At 60.3% G+C, this 15,659-nt stretch carries 18 protein-coding genes; 7 read left to right on the top strand and 11 right to left on the bottom strand.

Features of this window, described 5'->3' with window-relative positions:
* The first annotated feature begins 39 nt into the window (after positions 1–39).
* Entirely contained in the window at positions 40–1,686 is a 1,647-nt protein-coding gene (gene groL, locus ACN0SC_RS09335) for a chaperonin GroEL (RefSeq protein WP_417249402.1), read from the top strand.
* A gap of 230 nt (positions 1,687–1,916) precedes the next feature.
* Positions 1,917–3,056: a hypothetical protein gene (locus ACN0SC_RS09330; protein WP_417249401.1), complete on the top strand. Its 1,140-nt coding sequence runs from the start codon at positions 1,917–1,919 to the stop codon at positions 3,054–3,056.
* 58 nt (positions 3,057–3,114) lie between these two features.
* Here ACN0SC_RS09330 and ACN0SC_RS09325 read toward each other — a convergent pair whose 3' ends face one another.
* On the bottom strand, positions 3,115–3,588 hold the full coding sequence (locus ACN0SC_RS09325; RefSeq protein WP_417249400.1) for an NUDIX domain-containing protein: 474 nt from the start codon (positions 3,586–3,588) through the stop codon (positions 3,115–3,117).
* Between the two features lie 64 nt (positions 3,589–3,652).
* On the opposite strand from ACN0SC_RS09325, the gene ACN0SC_RS09320 reads away from it, so the two are divergent.
* Positions 3,653–4,420, top strand: a complete 768-nt coding sequence (locus ACN0SC_RS09320; RefSeq protein WP_417249399.1) for an esterase/lipase family protein — start codon at positions 3,653–3,655, stop codon at positions 4,418–4,420.
* A gap of 6 nt (positions 4,421–4,426) precedes the next feature.
* Here ACN0SC_RS09320 and ACN0SC_RS09315 read toward each other — a convergent pair whose 3' ends face one another.
* The 3 genes from ACN0SC_RS09315 to ACN0SC_RS09305 form a co-directional block, all read right to left on the bottom strand.
* A complete protein-coding gene (locus ACN0SC_RS09315) occupies positions 4,427–5,512 on the bottom strand; it encodes a 5-(carboxyamino)imidazole ribonucleotide synthase (protein WP_417249398.1) in 1,086 nt (361 codons plus the stop codon).
* A complete protein-coding gene (gene purE / locus ACN0SC_RS09310) occupies positions 5,505–5,990 on the bottom strand; it encodes a 5-(carboxyamino)imidazole ribonucleotide mutase (protein ID WP_417249397.1) in 486 nt (161 codons plus the stop codon). The genes ACN0SC_RS09315 and purE overlap by 8 nt, the downstream gene beginning before the upstream one ends.
* Positions 5,991–6,052: 62 nt before the next feature.
* Positions 6,053–6,271, bottom strand: coding sequence for a YdcH family protein (locus tag ACN0SC_RS09305; protein WP_417249396.1), 219 nt, complete (start codon positions 6,269–6,271; stop codon positions 6,053–6,055).
* Positions 6,272–6,449: 178 nt separating this feature from the next.
* Here ACN0SC_RS09305 and ACN0SC_RS09300 point away from each other — a divergent pair, with 178 nt between their 5' ends.
* Both ACN0SC_RS09300 and ACN0SC_RS09295 read left to right on the top strand, forming a co-directional pair.
* Entirely contained in the window at positions 6,450–6,863 is a 414-nt protein-coding gene (locus tag ACN0SC_RS09300) for an Hsp20 family protein (protein ID WP_417249395.1), read from the top strand.
* A 3-nt stretch (positions 6,864–6,866) separates the two neighbouring features.
* The gene (locus ACN0SC_RS09295) at positions 6,867–7,094 is read left to right on the top strand and encodes a DUF1150 family protein (RefSeq protein ID WP_417249394.1); all 228 of its coding nucleotides are present in this window, start codon (positions 6,867–6,869) and stop codon (positions 7,092–7,094) included.
* Positions 7,095–7,199: 105 nt separating this feature from the next.
* Here ACN0SC_RS09295 and ACN0SC_RS09290 read toward each other — a convergent pair whose 3' ends face one another.
* Entirely contained in the window at positions 7,200–8,912 is a 1,713-nt protein-coding gene (locus ACN0SC_RS09290) for a bifunctional sulfate adenylyltransferase/adenylylsulfate kinase (protein ID WP_417249393.1), read from the bottom strand.
* Positions 8,913–9,157: 245 nt separating this feature from the next.
* Positions 9,158–10,099, bottom strand: a complete 942-nt coding sequence (gene trxB, locus ACN0SC_RS09285) for a thioredoxin-disulfide reductase (protein ID WP_417249392.1) — start codon at positions 10,097–10,099, stop codon at positions 9,158–9,160.
* Positions 10,100–10,452: 353 nt separating this feature from the next.
* Here trxB and ACN0SC_RS09280 point away from each other — a divergent pair, with 353 nt between their 5' ends.
* The gene (locus ACN0SC_RS09280) at positions 10,453–10,953 is read left to right on the top strand and encodes an Lrp/AsnC family transcriptional regulator (protein WP_417249391.1); all 501 of its coding nucleotides are present in this window, start codon (positions 10,453–10,455) and stop codon (positions 10,951–10,953) included.
* 32 nt (positions 10,954–10,985) lie between these two features.
* On the opposite strand, the gene ACN0SC_RS09275 is transcribed toward ACN0SC_RS09280, so the two are convergent.
* From ACN0SC_RS09275 to lgt, 5 genes are all read right to left on the bottom strand, one after another.
* Positions 10,986–11,828, bottom strand: coding sequence for a Hint domain-containing protein (locus ACN0SC_RS09275; RefSeq protein ID WP_417249390.1), 843 nt, complete (start codon positions 11,826–11,828; stop codon positions 10,986–10,988).
* Between the two features lie 206 nt (positions 11,829–12,034).
* Positions 12,035–12,184, bottom strand: a complete 150-nt coding sequence (locus ACN0SC_RS09270; protein ID WP_417249389.1) for a hypothetical protein — start codon at positions 12,182–12,184, stop codon at positions 12,035–12,037.
* Between the two features lie 271 nt (positions 12,185–12,455).
* Complete coding sequence (gene pgeF / locus ACN0SC_RS09265; protein WP_417249388.1) at positions 12,456–13,214, bottom strand: peptidoglycan editing factor PgeF; 759 nt, start codon at positions 13,212–13,214, stop codon at positions 12,456–12,458.
* Positions 13,215–13,231: 17 nt separating this feature from the next.
* Entirely contained in the window at positions 13,232–14,308 is a 1,077-nt protein-coding gene (locus ACN0SC_RS09260) for a class I SAM-dependent methyltransferase (RefSeq protein WP_417249387.1), read from the bottom strand.
* Positions 14,305–15,174 (bottom strand): prolipoprotein diacylglyceryl transferase, encoded by an 870-nt coding sequence (lgt, locus tag ACN0SC_RS09255; RefSeq protein WP_417249528.1) that lies wholly within the window; start codon positions 15,172–15,174, stop codon positions 14,305–14,307. The genes ACN0SC_RS09260 and lgt overlap by 4 nt, the downstream gene beginning before the upstream one ends.
* A gap of 152 nt (positions 15,175–15,326) precedes the next feature.
* Here lgt and ACN0SC_RS09250 point away from each other — a divergent pair, with 152 nt between their 5' ends.
* Complete coding sequence (locus ACN0SC_RS09250; protein ID WP_417249386.1) at positions 15,327–15,566, top strand: accessory factor UbiK family protein; 240 nt, start codon at positions 15,327–15,329, stop codon at positions 15,564–15,566.
* The last annotated feature ends 93 nt before the right edge of the window (positions 15,567–15,659 follow it).

Below are 15,659 nucleotides of genomic sequence, written 5' to 3'. Positions count from 1 at the left end.
CACGTCCCCTTCAATCCAACCTGAATTCAGGAGTGAACCATGGCTAAAGAAGTCAAGTTCGATACCGACGCCCGCAATCGTATGCTCAAAGGCGTCAACATCCTCGCAGATGCCGTTAAAGTGACGCTGGGCCCCAAAGGCCGCAACGTGGTCCTTGAAAAATCCTTCGGCGCTCCGCGCATCACCAAAGACGGTGTGTCCGTGGCCAAAGAGATCGATCTCGAAGATAAGTTCGAGAACATGGGCGCGCAGATGGTGAAAGAAGTTGCTTCGCGCACCAATGACGAAGCTGGCGACGGCACCACCACCGCAACCGTTCTCGCTCAGTCCATCATCAAAGAAGGCCTCAAGCAGGTTGCTGCTGGTCTGAACCCGATGGACCTCAAGCGCGGCATCGACCTCGCAACTGCAAACGTTGTTGAAGCGATCAAATCCGCGTCCCGCCCGGTGAACGACTCCGCTGAAGTGGCTCAGGTCGGCACCATCTCCGCCAACGGCGAAGCTGAAATCGGTCGTCAGATCGCAGACGCGATGCAGAAAGTCGGCAACGACGGCGTGATCACCGTCGAAGAGAACAAAGGCATGGAAACCGAGACCACCGTGGTCGAAGGCATGCAGTTCGACCGTGGCTTCCTGTCGCCCTACTTCGTGACCAACCCCGACAAGATGCTCGCCGAGCTTGAAGACTGCATCGTGCTTCTGCACGAGAAAAAGCTCTCCTCGCTTCAGCCGATGGTTCCGCTTCTCGAACAGGTCATCCAGTCGCAAAAGCCGCTTCTCATCATCGCTGAAGATGTTGAAGGCGAAGCACTGGCAACCCTCGTGGTCAACAAACTGCGCGGCGGCCTGAAAATCGCAGCTGTCAAAGCACCGGGCTTCGGCGATCGTCGTAAAGCCATGCTGCAAGACATCGCGATCCTCACTGGCGGTCAGGTCATCTCCGAAGATCTCGGCATGAAACTCGAAAATGTCACCATGGACATGCTCGGTTCGGCCAAGAAAATCACCATCTCCAAAGACGAAACCACCATCGTCGAAGGTGCTGGCGACAAGGCCGAGATCGAAGCACGCGTGGCTCAGATCCGCACCCAGATCGAAGAAACCACCTCTGACTACGACCGCGAAAAACTCCAAGAGCGTGTTGCGAAACTCGCTGGCGGTGTTGCAGTTATCCGCGTTGGCGGCATGACCGAAGTTGAAGTGAAAGAGCGCAAGGACCGCGTTGATGACGCGCTCAACGCAACCCGTGCTGCTGTCCAAGAGGGCATCGTCGTGGGTGGTGGTGTTGCTCTGGTTCAGGCTGGCAAAGGCCTCGGCGACCTCAAAGGTGCCAACGCCGACCAAGACGCTGGTATCGCCATCGTGCGCCGCGCAATCGAAGCGCCGCTGCGCCAGATCGCGGAAAACGCAGGTGTCGACGGTGCAGTTGTTGCTGGCAAGGTTCGCGAAAGCGACGATACTGCCTTCGGCTTCAACGCTCAGACCGAAGAATATGGCGACATGTTCTCCTTCGGCGTGATCGACCCTGCCAAAGTGACCCGCACCGCTCTGGAAGACGCTGCTTCCATCGCAGGTCTGCTGATCACCACGGAAGCAATGGTCGCTGACAAGCCGTCCAAAGACGGTGCTGCAGGCGGCGGCATGCCCGACATGGGCGGCATGGGCGGCATGGGCGGCATGATGTAAGCACATTGCCGTAGGCGATGTGCGACACGCGATAGGGGGCAATGTGCCCTGTCGCAACGCTCATTACACAAAATCAAAGGGTCGCCCACGGGCGGCCCTTTTCGCGTTTTGTGGGCGGTTTCCATGCGCGCCTTAAATTGCGCGCCACGGAAATTTCTCACCGTGCCCCTTCACAGCCTTGTTACTTCACCTATGTTAAAGACAGTAACATTGATGAAAGAGGGATCCCCATGCGCCTGACAGTTCTGGCACTATTGACGACGCTTGCGGCTGTGCCCGCATTGGCCGCCGACGAGGATACGCGTTTCTCCTTCGGCGGAGATATTTATGAGGCGGGTCGTATCGTCGACATCGACGATGCCGACCGCTCCGTTTTCGCGGCGGGTGAAACCGTCACCTTGAACGCCGATATTTCCGGAAGCGCCCATGTCGCGGGCCGCAATGTGTCCATCGACGGGCGCATTGGCGAGAATCTCTACGGCTTCGGAATGGACGTTGATCTGCGTGCGCCGGTGGCGGGCGATGTGTCGCTCTCGGGCTACGAAGTGACGGTCGCCGAGGCGGTTTCGGGCAACCTGCGTGCCGCAGGCAGACGTGTCGAGATCGCCGCGCCTGTTGCGGGGTCGGCCCTGCTTGGTGGTGAGACTGTCGAGATCGGCAATGTGATCTCTGGCGATCTGTCAATCAAAGCGGACTATATCGACTGGGACGAAGGCGCAAAGGTTCATGGCGCGCTCGATATTTACACCTATTCGCCTGACGAGGTTCTCGTTCCTGACTGGGTGGCATCTGCCTCCGCAGTCACCTTTCATGACGCATCCGAATGGGAACACCACGCCGAACAGGGTGGGGAAGGTATCGCGGACTACAGAAAAGTCAGCTTCGGCGACCGCATTGCCTCCTTTGTCACGGGGGTTGTTGTGGTCGGGTTGATTGCAACGGTTCTGGCCGCCATCGCGCCGCATTGGGTCGCTACGCAGCGCGCCCGTGCGCTCGCCGATCCCGCGCGTGCGGTGTGGTTTGGCTTTCTCGGCCTGTCGGCGCTCATCGGCTCTGTCGTGACGCTCCTCATGACGGGCTTCGGCGCGATCCTGATCCCCTTCACCCTGATCGGCGCGGTGCTGCTCTTCGCGCTTGGCTATGTGCTGGGTGTCTATGGTATCGGCGTCTGGATCGTCGGCACGGCGGGCGGTGATATTCCCCACTCGACGGGGACGCGTGCCAAGGCGGCCTTTGCAGGTGCCGTCGTGCTGGGCGCGATTGGATTGGTGCCCTATCTCGGTTGGCTGGTTGTTGTGATCACCGCATGGATCGGCGCGGGGGCCTTGGTGCTCGGTTGGTTCGGCGCGGATGCGCCTGAGGCCGCCTGACGCGCTATGCGCAAAACGTAAAATGACACCCCGTCCGCGATGGTTCGCGGGCGGGCTTCTATTTGACCAGAATGGTTAACGGATCGTATTCCGCCGCCTCCGTTGGTTCAAAGGCCACGCGCGCGAGGCTCTCGGGCAGCACATGCATGGCCTCCACATCATCGCGCGTGAACCAGCCGCGTTTGGTCACAACGGTCTCCGTGTCGATCCAGTCGTCGGTTACGGTTCCGTCAATCACCTTGCATCGAAAGAACATCTCGACCTGATGGAAGCCACTGTCGGGATCGTGGAATTCATTCACCAAGGCGAGCGACCCGACCTCAATGGTCAGGCCCGTTTCCTCGAACAATTCCCGCGCGAGGTTTTCGGGGAGCGATTGATGCGGCTCAACACCGCCACCAGGCGCGCACCAAAGATCAAGATGCAGATCGGGATAGGCGTTCACCAGAAGGAGGCGGTCCTCCTCAACAATCAACGCGCGAACGGCGAGGCGCGGGCGGTGCGGGTGCGGGGCGGGGAGAGGCGAAGTCATTGGGCGACAATGCCGCGCAGATCTGACGCTTGCAAGCACGCGTGGCCTGCCGCAAGTTCGGGGTATGATTTATGCTTCCCGTTTCATCACACATCTCTTCGCGACGCTTGTCGCAGTCTCCACCGCACTGCCTGCCGTGGCTCAATCGACACAGGAGGGCGGTAAGGGTTGCGTGATCCTGATGCATGGGTTGGCGCGCTCGAAGGCGTCGATGTGGGTGATGGCGTCGGCTTTGCGTGCGCAAGGCTATGAGGTGGTTAACCACAATTACCCTTCGCGCAGTGCGCCCCTCGGCCCATTGGCAGAAGAGGCTTTCACAACCGCACGTGCGGGCTGTGCCTCTGATCCTGCTCCTGCCGTTGTGACCCATTCGATGGGGGGAATTCTCTTGCGTGTATATGCTGAGGCGCATCCTGAAGCCGAATGGGATCGTGTCGTGATGCTCGGACCGCCGAACCAAGGGTCAGGGATCATTGACGCCTATGAGGACATCGAAGTGTTTCAGCGGCTCAACGGCCCTGCGGGTCTGCAACTTGGCACGGACGGGGTGCCCTCAGACTTGCCGCCTTTGCCTTTCGAAGCGGGGATCATCGCGGGAAACCAGTCGGTCAACCCGATCACCTCGGCCTCTGTGGAGGGTGATAACGATGGCAAGGTCTCGGTGGAGAGCACCAAGGTTGAGGGAATGGCGGCGCACCTGACGCTGCCCGTGACTCATACCTTCATGATGAACAACCCGCGCGTGATCGCGCAGACGATCCTCTTTCTGGAGACAGGGGCGTTCGAGGTGGGGATGACGATGGCCGATGCAGTCGAACGCCTCGCCGAGTAGCTGTCGCTATGCGGGGCCTGTGATCGTGTTCACATGGCCCATTTTGCGGCCCGCTTTGACTTCCGACTTGCCGTAGAGATGGATGCCCACCGAGCCGTCTTTCGCCAGTTCGGGAATGCGGTTCACATCCTCGCCGATCAGGTTGAGCATCTCCACGTTGGAATGCCGCTTGCCGTCACCCAAGGGCCAGCCCACCACCGCGCGGATGTGTTGCTCGAACTGGTCGATGGTGCAGCCGTTTTGCGTCCAGTGTCCCGAATTATGCACGCGCGGGGCGATCTCGTTGACGACCAGCCCGCCTTTGGTGACGAAGAGTTCCACCCCCATCACCCCGACATAATCAAGCGCATTCAGGATTTTCGCGGCTAGAAGAACCGCATCCGTGCGCAGCGCGGGTGTGAGGCGGGCGGGGACGGTTGTGGTGTGCAGAATGCCATCGCGGTGGACGTTCTCACCTGGATCAAAGCAGGAAATATCCCCCGCCTGACCGCGCGCGGCGATAACGGAGACTTCGTGGGTGAACTCGACAAACCCTTCAAGGATCGCTTCCGCACCTGCCATGTCGGCAAGTGCGCCTTCGGCGTCGGCGGGCGACATGATGCGGGCCTGCCCTTTGCCATCGTAGCCGAAGCGGCGGGTTTTCAAAATGGCGGGGGTGCCGATCTCTGCGAGTGCCTCGCTCAGATCATCCGTGTCATCAACGGCGGCGAAAGGTGCAACCGTCAGGCCTAGGTCGGAGAGGAAAGCCTTCTCCGTCAGACGGTCCTGAGACACGGCCAGAGCGCGGCGGTTCGGGCGAATGGGCACGAGGCTTTCGATCAAGTCGAGCGCCGAAGTGGGGACATTCTCGAACTCGTAAGTCACCACGTCCACGGCGGCGGCGAACTCCTTGAGCGCGGCCTCGTCCTCGTATGGGGCCTGAATATGGCGGTCGGAGACGTGGCTTGCGGGGCAAGCTGCGCCAGGTTCGAAGATGCATGTTTTAAACCCCAGCCGCGCGGCGGCGACGGAAAGCATTCGACCAAGTTGACCACCGCCCAAAATGCCGATGGTCGCGCCACTTTCGAGCGGGGCAGGGCGAGGATCAGTCATCTGTCGGCTCGTCAGGAATGGACGCGGAGAGGGCCTCGCGCCATGCGTCGAGACGTTCGGCGAGATCGGGGTCTTCGTTGGCAAGGATCGCTGCGGCCATGAGGCCCGCGTTTGCTGCACCTGCCGCGCCGATTGCCATGGTGGCGACAGGGAAGCCTTTGGGCATTTGCACGATGGAATAGAGGCTGTCGACGCCCGAAAGCGCGCGGGTCTGCACGGGCACGCCGATCACGGGCACGCGGGTTTTGGACGCCATCATACCAGGCAGGTGGGCGGCACCGCCCGCGCCGGCGATGATCGCCTTGAGCCCGCGACCTGCGGCCTCTTTGCCGTAGGACCAGAGGCGGTCGGGTGTGCGGTGGGCGGAGACAATCTTGGTCTCGTAGGAAATGCCAAGCTCATCAAGGATGTCGCTTGCGTTTTTCATGGTGGACCAGTCCGACTGACTGCCCATGATGATGCCGACTTTGACGCTCACTTTTCCTGTCCCTCGCTGCCAGTTGAGCGCGCACTATAGCGATGCACGGGGCCTATGCAATGTCAGGCAATGATATCGGGGTTCAGCTCGTCTTCGAGGACGGTGATGCGATCCTTCAGCGCCAGTTTGCGCTTCTTGAGACGCTGCATGCGCAGGGCATCGTAATGACCCTGTTCCTGCATCGCTGTGATGGCCTCATCGAGATCGCGGTGCTCGCGCTTGAGAACCTCGACCTCGACGCGAAGCACTTCGAGGTGGTCCATCTTGGAGGACATATTCATTTTTGGGTCTTCCGGCAGGTCATGCATGGTTAAAGGCATATTACGCCGCTTTGTGGAAATCACCAAGCATAACGCGGCATCACTTGAAGCGCGGCGCGCAATTCCCATATCTTTATTGAGCGCGGTCGCCGCAATCGGGGCCGCATCCAGCACAGTCGCTTCATGAAAGGGCGTGTCGATGACAAAAGTGACCTTTGCCACCCATCCGTTCCTGCTCGGCTTCGACCAGCTTGAACGCCTCGTCGAACGAACGGCGAAGGCGGATACGGGTGGTTATCCGCCATATAATATCGAACAGTCCTCCGATCATTCGTTTCGGATCACGCTGGCGGTGGCCGGATTTGCCGAAAGCGATCTTTCGATCACCATCGAAGACAGGCAATTGGTCGTGCGTGGACGCCAAAGCGAACCTGACGAGGCGCGTGTGTTCCTGCATCGCGGTATCGCGGCGCGCCAGTTCCAGCGCTCTTTCGTTCTGGCCGATGGCGTCGATGTGACGGGGGCGCAGATGGAAAACGGCCTTCTGCATATCGACCTGCGACGTGCCGAACCTGAAACAGTTGTGCAAACGATCCAGATCAAGAAGGGGTGAGCTATGAATATACCGTATCCGAATCTGCCTAATGGCGGGGACAAGACAGTGTATGTGCGCGCCGTCGAGGTCAGTGAACTTCCACAAGAGGTGCGCGATCAGGCCGTGGGGCATGATGTGCTCTACTCGGTCCATGACGCCAACGGGCAGCGCCTCGCGCTCGTCGCCAATAAGCGACTGGCCTTTGAGTTGGCGCGCGACAATGACTATGCGCCAGTGAGTGTCCACTGACCCGTTTTCTTGGTGTGGCGTTTAGCTGCGCCAGCCTAAGCGGATGACATGAAAAAGCCCCGACGAAACCGTCGGGGCTTTGGTGTTTTTGGAAGAAATACGCGATCAGTTCGACGCGATCAGGCCCATGCTTTCGAGCTTCAGGATCACCTGATGGGCGCAGTTGTCTACGTCCGCGCCTTCCGTCTCGACGCGAAGTTCCGGGTTTTCGGGAATGTCGTAGGGATCGGAGATACCCGTGAATTCCTTGATCTTGCCTTCACGCGCGAGCTTGTAGAGGCCCTTGCGGTCGCGGCGTTCGCATTCCTCGATGGAGGTGGCGACGTGCACTTCCACGAAGGCGCCGAAGTTCTCGACATCCTCACGCACCGCGCGACGGGTTGTTGCATAGGGCGCGATAGGCGCACAGATGGCGATGCCGCCGTTCTTGGTGATCTCGGAGGCCACATAGCCGATGCGGCGGATGTTCAGGTCGCGATGCTCTTTTGAGAAGCCCAGCTCGGAACTGAGGTTTTTGCGAACGATATCGCCGTCGAGCAGGGTCACGGGACGCCCGCCCATCTCCATCAGCTTGACCATCAGAGCATTCGCAATGGTGGATTTGCCCGATCCGGAGTAACCCGTGAAGAACACGGTGAAGCCCTGTTGGGAGCGCGGCGGCTTGGTGCGGCGCAACTCTTTGACAACCTCAGGGAAGGAGAACCATTCGGGAATTTCCAGACCCTCGGCCAGACGGCGGCGCAACTCGGTGCCCGAGATGTTGAGGATGGTGATCTCGTCCTTATCCTTGATCTCGTCGATGGCTTCGTATTGCGCACGCTCCTGAACCCAAACCATGTGTTTGAAGTCCACCATCTCGATGCCCATTTCTTCCTGATGCTCGCGGAAGAGGTCTTGTGCGTCGTAGGGGCCGTAAAAATCTTCGCCCTTGCTGTTTTTACCTGGGCCTGCGTGGTCGCGCCCGACGATGAAGTGGCTACAGCCGTAGTTCTTGCGGATCAGACCGTGCCAGACAGCTTCGCGCGGGCCAGCCATCCGCATGGCCAGCGGCAGGAGGCTCATCGTAGTGGTCGAGGCGGGGTATTTGTCGAGCACCGCCTCATAGCAGCGCACGCGGGTGAAGTGGTCCACGTCACCGGGTTTGGTCAGGCCCACTACGGGATGGATTAGCAAGTTCGCCTGCGCCTCGCGCGCGGCGCGGAAGGTAAGTTCCTGATGCGCGCGGTGCAGCGGGTTGCGGGTCTGGAACGCCACAACGCGACGCCAGCCCATCTTGCGGAAGAACGCGCGCAATTCGTTGGGCGTGTCGCGGCGGGCGCGGAAGTCGTAGTGGACAGGTTGCTGGATGCCCGTTACGGGGCCACCGAGGTAAATTTTGCCCGCAGTGTTGTGCAGGTAGTTCACCGCAGGGTGTTTGTCGTCATCGGCGCCGAAAACCTTTTCGGCCTCGCGCGACTTGTTCGGTTCCCATTTGTCGGTGACGGTCATGGTGCCAAGGATCACGCCTTCTTGGTCGCGCAGAGCGATGTCCTGACCTTCTTTGAGAGAGGAGGCGAATTCCTCGGAGACATCAAGCGTGATCGGCATCGGCCAGAGTGTACCGTCGGCCAGACGCATGTTCTCTACAACGCCTTCGTAGTCCGCTTTCGACAGGAACCCTTTCAGCGGGTTGAAGCCGCCGTTCATCAAGAGTTCAAGATCGCAGATCTGGCGCGGGGTCAGATCCCAGCTTGCCAGCTCACCAGCCTCGACTTTGAGCTTTTGAGCGCTCTCGTAGGAAACGAACAGCTCGGGGATGGGCGCAAGGGTTTCTGACATAGGATCGGCCTTTTTGACAGGTATGCATGACGGTATACGGCACCGCGCGGTGCGGCGGGGTCGCGCTGCCTTACCTTAGGGCGGGGATCGAAATCAATATATCGCACTTGCAGAAAAAACGATTGGGGCGGTTTTTCTAACTTTGCGTGCCGATTGAGGAACAAAGGTGCGCCCAATGGTGAAAGGGCGGGACCAATGCCCGCCCTTTCCTGTAATTGTTGCGCGTTGAAGTGGGGGCGCGCAGCCTATTCTTGCTCGGCCAACCAGCGTTCGGCATCCAGCGCTGCCATGCAGCCCATGCCCGCAGATGTGACGGCCTGACGATACTTGTGATCGGTGAGGTCGCCCGCGGCGAAAATACCAGGGATCGTCGTCTCGGTGGAGCCGGGTTTGACTTTCACATAGCCGCCGTTGTGCAGTTCGAGCTTGTCCTTGACCAACTCGTTGGCGGGCGCGTGGCCGATGGCGATGAAGACGCCCTTGGCGGGGATTTCTGTGATCTCGCCCGTCTCGACGTGTTTGGCGCGCACACCGTTGACGCCCTTGGGCATGTCGTCGCCGAAGACCTCGACCAGCTCGTGGTTCCACAGCGGTTCGATCTTCTCGTTTTTCATCAGGCGATCGATCAGGATTTTCTCCGCACGCAATTCGTCTCGGCGGTGGATCAGCGTGACCTTGGACGCGAAGTTGGTCAGGAAGAGCGCCTCTTCCACGGCGGTGTTGCCGCCGCCAACCACGACGATCTCCATGCCGCGATAGAAGAACCCGTCGCAGGTCGCACAGGCAGAGACGCCGAATCCTTTGAAGGCTTCTTCGGACTCAAGGCCAAGCCACTTCGCCCGCGCACCCGTGCAAAGGATTACCGCATCGGCAGTGTAGGTCGTGCCACTGTCACCCTTGGCGACGAAGGGGCGCGCGTCGGTATCAAGATCGGTGATGATATCCCCGATAATCTCGCAGCCCATGGCTGTTGCGTGCTCTTGCATTTTGACCATGAGGTCGGGGCCTTGCACTTCGGTGAAGCCTGGATAGTTCTCGACCTCCGTTGTGGTGGTCAACTGGCCACCCGGCTCGATCCCTTGCACAAGGATCGGCGACAGCATGGCGCGCGAGGCATAAATCCCCGCCGTATAGCCCGCAGGGCCGGAACCGATGATCAGGACCTTGGTGTGTTTTGTGTCAGCCATGATGGGCCTCTCGTCTCTCTAAATATGTATCTGATGCCGCGTCCGTGGCCGTCTTTTGCGGGGCGCGCTGGCGCGGGTGGTTGCGGGAGATATAGACATGGGGATCATCATGCGCAAATCCTACCCGCCGATCACGTGCATTGATGTCGCATGGGGCGCGCGTCTTGGCACAGTTTTGCGGCGAGGTTGGTGCGTCGCCGAGCGTGTCGGGTTGCGAGTTGCGCTTTGTCCTTGAAATGATCTTGCGTAAGTGCGAAAGAATGTTGCGCATTGCATCCTATATGCGCCTGTTTCGGTAATTTGACATATTCGCCACGGGTGGCCGACGCGAGCCGCCCACCACGGAGACCCCTATGCCTACGCATAAACTTGACGATATCGACCGCAAGATTCTCGCCGAACTACAGGCGGACGGTCGGATGACCAATGTCGAACTGGCCAAACGGGTGGGAATTTCCGCGCCCCCATGTCTGCGTCGTGTGCGGACGCTGGAGGAGAGCGGCTACATCAAGGGATACCATGCCGTTGTCAACGCCCGCGCCCTTGATTTCGAGGTGCAGGTCTTTGCGATGGTCGGGCTGCAAAGTCAGGCCGAGGTCGACCTGTCTCGCTTCGAGGAGAAGTGTCGCGGCTGGCCCTTGGTGCGCGAGTGCCACATGCTCAACGGCGAGGTCGATTTTATCCTTAAATGCATCGCGCCTGATCTGTCGACATTTCAGAGCTTTCTGACGGGCGAGCTTTTGTCCACACCGAATGTGGCCAGCGTCAAGACATCGCTGGTGATCCGCGGGGCGAAAGACGAGCCTGGTGTGCCCTTCGACGTGCTTGAGGCGCGACTGGCCAAGCAGGCCTGATCCCTCGCGCCTCAGTCCCTCGTAGGGGACGCCTAAACCAATTCCAACTGGATAAGATCCGTCGGTGTCAGGCGGGGATGTGCCATTGCGCCGAAACCGCCCAGATCGTTGAGGTGCGGGAAGAGGTCCATGAAGGCGTCCCGCAACCCGCCGCTCAAACGTGTGTTGGCCGTCAGGCCGGGGTGGAAGGTCTCGCATTCGACCCCGTTCACCCGAACGACGCTGTGGCGCTCAAGGCAGATGTGATAGGTGCGCACGCGGCTGGGCGGCGTCACTTCAAAGGTCGATACCCCGTCGATCAACGCGGTCACGGACGCCAGCGCATGGGACGTGCCGAGGTAGGACTTTAACGCCTCCGATCGCAGCAAATACCGCGCGCCAGACCCCAACAGGAGATCTGGTGAAGGCTGCCCGAAGCCGAGCGCATCTGGCGTCAGGCGCACGAGCGGTTCTGGCGTGCCATCGGGGCTGTCATTGCGGCGTAGCTCCATCGAGCCGATCCAGAGCACGGTCTGCATCTCGCCCGTGACGGTTTCCACGCGGTCGCCAGGCAGGAGGTCTTCGATTGCCACGGGGCCGTTGTCGGTTGTGAAAATCGCCCCGCGCGCGAAGGCGTTGAAGGCCGCTTCGAACTCGGGCAGGGCAGGGGCTGTTGTGCGCGCATCCATGATGTCGCCATTGGAAGCCTGCCACAGGATTTCATAGCTGCGTCGCGCGATCTCGGCAGCGGCGGTCTGTCGGCGGCGCACAGTCCACGCGGGGGCTGCGGTTGCATTGGCGATAGGATGGGTGGATTTCGGTCGGGGTGTGTCCCCACGCATATCAAGCGACGTGGTGTCGCGAAACGGGTCGGGCCTCAGGGTCTGCTGCGGCATGGGGCACTCCTGCACTCACATTCGGCCCCCACCGATGCGATGGGTGAACATTGGCAGGATTACAGGCCAACTGTCAAAAACTGTGGTGGATTACACGCCTGGGCGGAGCCAATGAAGGTGGCCGCCCAGGCATTGTTTCCAATTCGGGGGCGAACGGGAGGAATTCGCCCGAATCGGTGGCCCCTAAGAGCCAAGAGGTCGCGCCCTCAGGCGTGGCTGGTGCGCAGCGCTTGGGAGGTGGTGGCGCTGCGACGCTGTGCGCGGAGCTGGCGATGCCACGGCAGGGTGATGTCCGATTTCTTCGCTTCTGCGATCACGGATTTCATCCAACGCGGTTGCTCTTTGCGATTGCTCATTTTGACCTCTTTCCTTGTCGGGCCGATGACGGCCCTTTCTTAATACGGGGAGTATGTCCCTGAGTTTGGGCCAGAATTTGTCCGTTGAGACGGAAAGTCGCGACGCGTAATGCAGAGCGGTAAATTCGGCACAAAGTATTGTTAAGGTTAATTTTCTTGTGATTCAGTAAACAATATACTGTGTAATGCGGGGATTGTTTCGGGCAAAAATGCGGCAAGCCGAACTGGTTACGCAACGGATTGTAGGCTTCCCGTCATGCCTCGCGAGTGTTTAGAGGCGAATCGCGGACAGAAGCCGCCCGTAGTCTGCTTCCTTGCGATGCACTGAACGGCGGTAGGAATAGAAGCGGTCGGGATCGTAGTAGGTGCAATGCCGCGTCCATTCGGCCTCACCCACGCCCGCCTCGCGCAGACGGTGCAGACCGTAGCTCGGAAGATCGAAAAGGTAGCGATCCCCTTCGCCATTGCCAAAGAACCGCACGTTGTCGGGGTCTGCGCCGAGGAAGTCGTCGAGAAATTCTGGCCCGACCTCATAGGCGCGTTGCGAGATACATGGCCCGATCACGGCACGGATGTTTGAACAGGTTGCGCCAAGTGCGACCATCGCATCGACGGTGTTCTCCAATATGCCGTCAATCGCGCCGCGCCAGCCCGCATGTGCTGCACCAATCACGCCCGCCTCGCGGTCGGCGAAGAGCACGGGCTGGCAATCGGCTGTCAGGATAACAAGCGCCAGATCGGGCGTGTTCGTAACCAAGGCATCAGCCTTCGGCGCCTCTCCCGTTTGCGGCTCGGTCACTGTGACGACATCCGCCGAGTGGACCTGATGGACCGAGCAGAGCGCCTCGGGCGCAACGCCCAATTCGGCGGCCGCGCGGGCGCGGTTGATGGTGACGATGTCAATCTGATCCGACGAGCCGACCCCGCAATTCAGCCCCGCAAAGACACCTGAAGAGGCCCCGCCTTTTCGCGTGAAAAAGCCGTGGGTCGTGCCGTCGAGAAGAGGGGAGCGGAGGACGTCGAGTGTCATGGTGTCTTGGCGTATCTCTATGAGGTCGGACGGAAACCGAGCGGCAGTGTTTGCGGCGTTGCAGAAATGGCGAGTGCTTTGAACAAGGTTCCCATTTCGGTCTCCGAGGTCAACCGTAGAAATGCAGCCTCGATGACTGCGGCTTCGGCGTCGTCCTTACCCGTGGCCAAAGAGGAGGCGCGTTGCTCGATGCCGAAGTGCCACAGCATCTCGCGTTGCTCCATGTAGCCCGTGGCCGCGCCCATGCCTTTTGCCACCTGCGCGAGGGCCTCGAAATCGACATGCGCAGTGAGATCGGCAGCACCAGGGCGGGCGAGGGGATCGACCATTTCGTGCGCCTCCAGCGCCTGAAAGGTGTCGCCCAGAGAATGCCATCCGCCATAGTCGATGATCAGCGCCGTGCCCCCATGCGCTGTGATGCGGCGGGAGATATCGCTCATGATCGGCAGGCTCGCGGGGCAGGTTTCGACGATATCGCCCGCGCGGGTGTCGGAAAGACGATGGTCGAGGGCGGCAATTGGCGCGGGCTGGCTCAGGCCCAGTGTCAGCGCGCCGTCCTTGAGCCCCACTTGTGTCTCACGCCAGCCTTTCGCATCGCGGGTGAACTGGCGGATCGGCAGCGCGTCGAAAAACTCGTTGGCCACCAAAAGGAGGGGGGCGTCGGGAAGCTCCTCGATCCTGTCGCACCATGTCACATCATAGCTCTCCAATGCAGCGCGTTGGCGCGCGCGCAATGTGGGAGAGGCCTCGACCAGATGTAGGCGGATCGCTTCGTGGAACCCAGCCACGCCTTTAGTCGCGCGCAGGGCATCGGCCATGAGTGTCCCGCGCCCCGGTCCCAGTTCGGCGAACGTCACGGGGGAGGGCGCGCCTTGGGCCAGCCACGCTTCCGCCAGCGCCAGCCCAATGAGTTCGCCAAACATCTGGCTTACCTCGGGCGCGGTGGTGAAATCCCCCCGCGCGCCCAAAGGATCGCGGGTTGTGTAATAGCCGTGGGTCGGATGCAGCAGGCATTCGGCCATGTAATCGGCCAGCGTGATCGGTCCCGTCTGCGCAATCCTGCGCGTGATGATATCGGCCAGCGGGGTCGTCATGTGCGCTTGGCTCGCAGTGCGAAATACAGCCCGACAGCGATCATCGGCAGCGACAACAGTTGTCCCATCGACAGGCCGAGGGCCACATTGCCCATCGGGTTGTCGGGGGTGATAAACTGCGCATCGGCCTGACGGTAGAATTCGACGATGAACCGCGACAGCCCGTAACCCGCGAAGAACAACCCTGCCACCATGCCGCGTCGCTTGAACGCCTTCGCACCCCAGACAAGTGCGATCAGGAGCGTGCCGAGCAAAAGCCCTTCCAATCCTGCTTCATAGAGTTGCGAGGGGTGGCGGGCACAGGCCTGCGTGGCCGTGGCGCAGGATTGTGCGGCATCTCCAGGGAAGACCACGGCCCAAGGCACGTCCGAGGGGCGGCCCCAAAGTTCGGCATTCACGAAATTCGCAATCCGACCGAGCAGAAGCCCCACAGGTGTGGCATAGGCCAAAGTGTCGGCGAGCGTCAGGCGGTTGACCGCGTTGCGGCCCGCCCAGAGCCATGCGGCCACAACCGTGCCGAGGAAACCGCCGTGAAACGCCATGCCGCCTAACCACACCATCGGAATTTCGATCGGGTTGGCGAGGAAGTGGTCGGGACGATAGAACAGCACATAACCGAGCCGTCCGCCCACGATCACGCCGAGTATCAACCACGTCACGAGGTCTTCAAGCTGCGCGCGGGTCATCGGCGCGGTGTCATCGGGCCAAAGCGCGGGTCTCGAAATGGCGGCGCGGATCAACGCCCATGCGATAACGAAGCCCAGGATATAGGCCACGGCATACCAGTGCAGCGCAAAGTGGATCGGTCCCAGATCAATCGAGAAGATCACGGGCGAGATATCGGGAAAGGCCAGAACGGCGGGCATAAGGCTCATCATGGCCGCATCTGTCGCCAGCGGGGCGGTGAAGTCAACACCGTGAGCTTAACACTGTGAACTCAACCTTGTGATTTGCGCCCGCGCGCCCCATATAGAGGTCAGCCAAGACGAACCGCTCTCACGGTCCCAAGGAGTGCCCTATGCAGACCCGTAACAAGATCCTCGACGACATCTCGCAACTCATGACCAATGCCATGGGTGTGGCGCAAGGTGCCAAGGACGAGGCTGAAACTGCGGTCAAAGGAATGATGGACCGTTGGCTGGCCGACCGTGATTTCGTCACCCGCGAGGAATTCGACGCCGTGCGTGCCATGGCCGTCAAGGCGCGCGAAGAGAATGAAGAACTCAAGAAACGTCTTGAGGCTCTTGAGGGCAAGTAAGCCTCAGTCAGGGCAAAGTACTCGCGCACCAAGAAATAGACGCGCGAGTTTGCCATTTGCTGGTCGAATGATTGAAAAGACGGCTCCATTCGG

The organism is Celeribacter sp. (genome assembly GCF_048261515.1).
Lineage (GTDB): Bacteria > Pseudomonadota > Alphaproteobacteria > Rhodobacterales > Rhodobacteraceae > Celeribacter.
This window is presented reverse-complemented; position numbering and strand designations above follow the sequence as displayed.

Bases quoted from the DNA above. Each gene is read 5' to 3' on its own strand.
- groL (WP_417249402.1), top strand. From the start codon at position 40: ATGGCTAAAGAAGTCAAGTTCGATACCGACGCCCGCAATCGTATGCTC.
- ACN0SC_RS09330 (WP_417249401.1), top strand. From the start codon at position 1,917: ATGCGCCTGACAGTTCTGGCACTATTGACGACGCTTGCGGCTGTGCCC.
- ACN0SC_RS09325 (WP_417249400.1), bottom strand. From the start codon at position 3,588: ATGACTTCGCCTCTCCCCGCCCCGCACCCGCACCGCCCGCGCCTCGCC.
- ACN0SC_RS09320 (WP_417249399.1), top strand. From the start codon at position 3,653: ATGATTTATGCTTCCCGTTTCATCACACATCTCTTCGCGACGCTTGTC.
- ACN0SC_RS09315 (WP_417249398.1), bottom strand. From the start codon at position 5,512: ATGACTGATCCTCGCCCTGCCCCGCTCGAAAGTGGCGCGACCATCGGC.
- ACN0SC_RS09305 (WP_417249396.1), bottom strand. From the start codon at position 6,271: ATGAATATGTCCTCCAAGATGGACCACCTCGAAGTGCTTCGCGTCGAG.
- ACN0SC_RS09300 (WP_417249395.1), top strand. From the start codon at position 6,450: ATGACAAAAGTGACCTTTGCCACCCATCCGTTCCTGCTCGGCTTCGAC.
- ACN0SC_RS09295 (WP_417249394.1), top strand. From the start codon at position 6,867: ATGAATATACCGTATCCGAATCTGCCTAATGGCGGGGACAAGACAGTG.
- ACN0SC_RS09290 (WP_417249393.1), bottom strand. From the start codon at position 8,912: ATGTCAGAAACCCTTGCGCCCATCCCCGAGCTGTTCGTTTCCTACGAG.
- trxB (WP_417249392.1), bottom strand. From the start codon at position 10,099: ATGGCTGACACAAAACACACCAAGGTCCTGATCATCGGTTCCGGCCCT.
- ACN0SC_RS09280 (WP_417249391.1), top strand. From the start codon at position 10,453: ATGCCTACGCATAAACTTGACGATATCGACCGCAAGATTCTCGCCGAA.
- ACN0SC_RS09275 (WP_417249390.1), bottom strand. From the start codon at position 11,828: ATGCCGCAGCAGACCCTGAGGCCCGACCCGTTTCGCGACACCACGTCG.
- ACN0SC_RS09270 (WP_417249389.1), bottom strand. From the start codon at position 12,184: ATGAGCAATCGCAAAGAGCAACCGCGTTGGATGAAATCCGTGATCGCA.
- pgeF (WP_417249388.1), bottom strand. From the start codon at position 13,214: ATGACACTCGACGTCCTCCGCTCCCCTCTTCTCGACGGCACGACCCAC.
- ACN0SC_RS09260 (WP_417249387.1), bottom strand. From the start codon at position 14,308: ATGACGACCCCGCTGGCCGATATCATCACGCGCAGGATTGCGCAGACG.
- lgt (WP_417249528.1), bottom strand. From the start codon at position 15,174: ATGCCCGCCGTTCTGGCCTTTCCCGATATCTCGCCCGTGATCTTCTCG.
- ACN0SC_RS09250 (WP_417249386.1), top strand. From the start codon at position 15,327: ATGCAGACCCGTAACAAGATCCTCGACGACATCTCGCAACTCATGACC.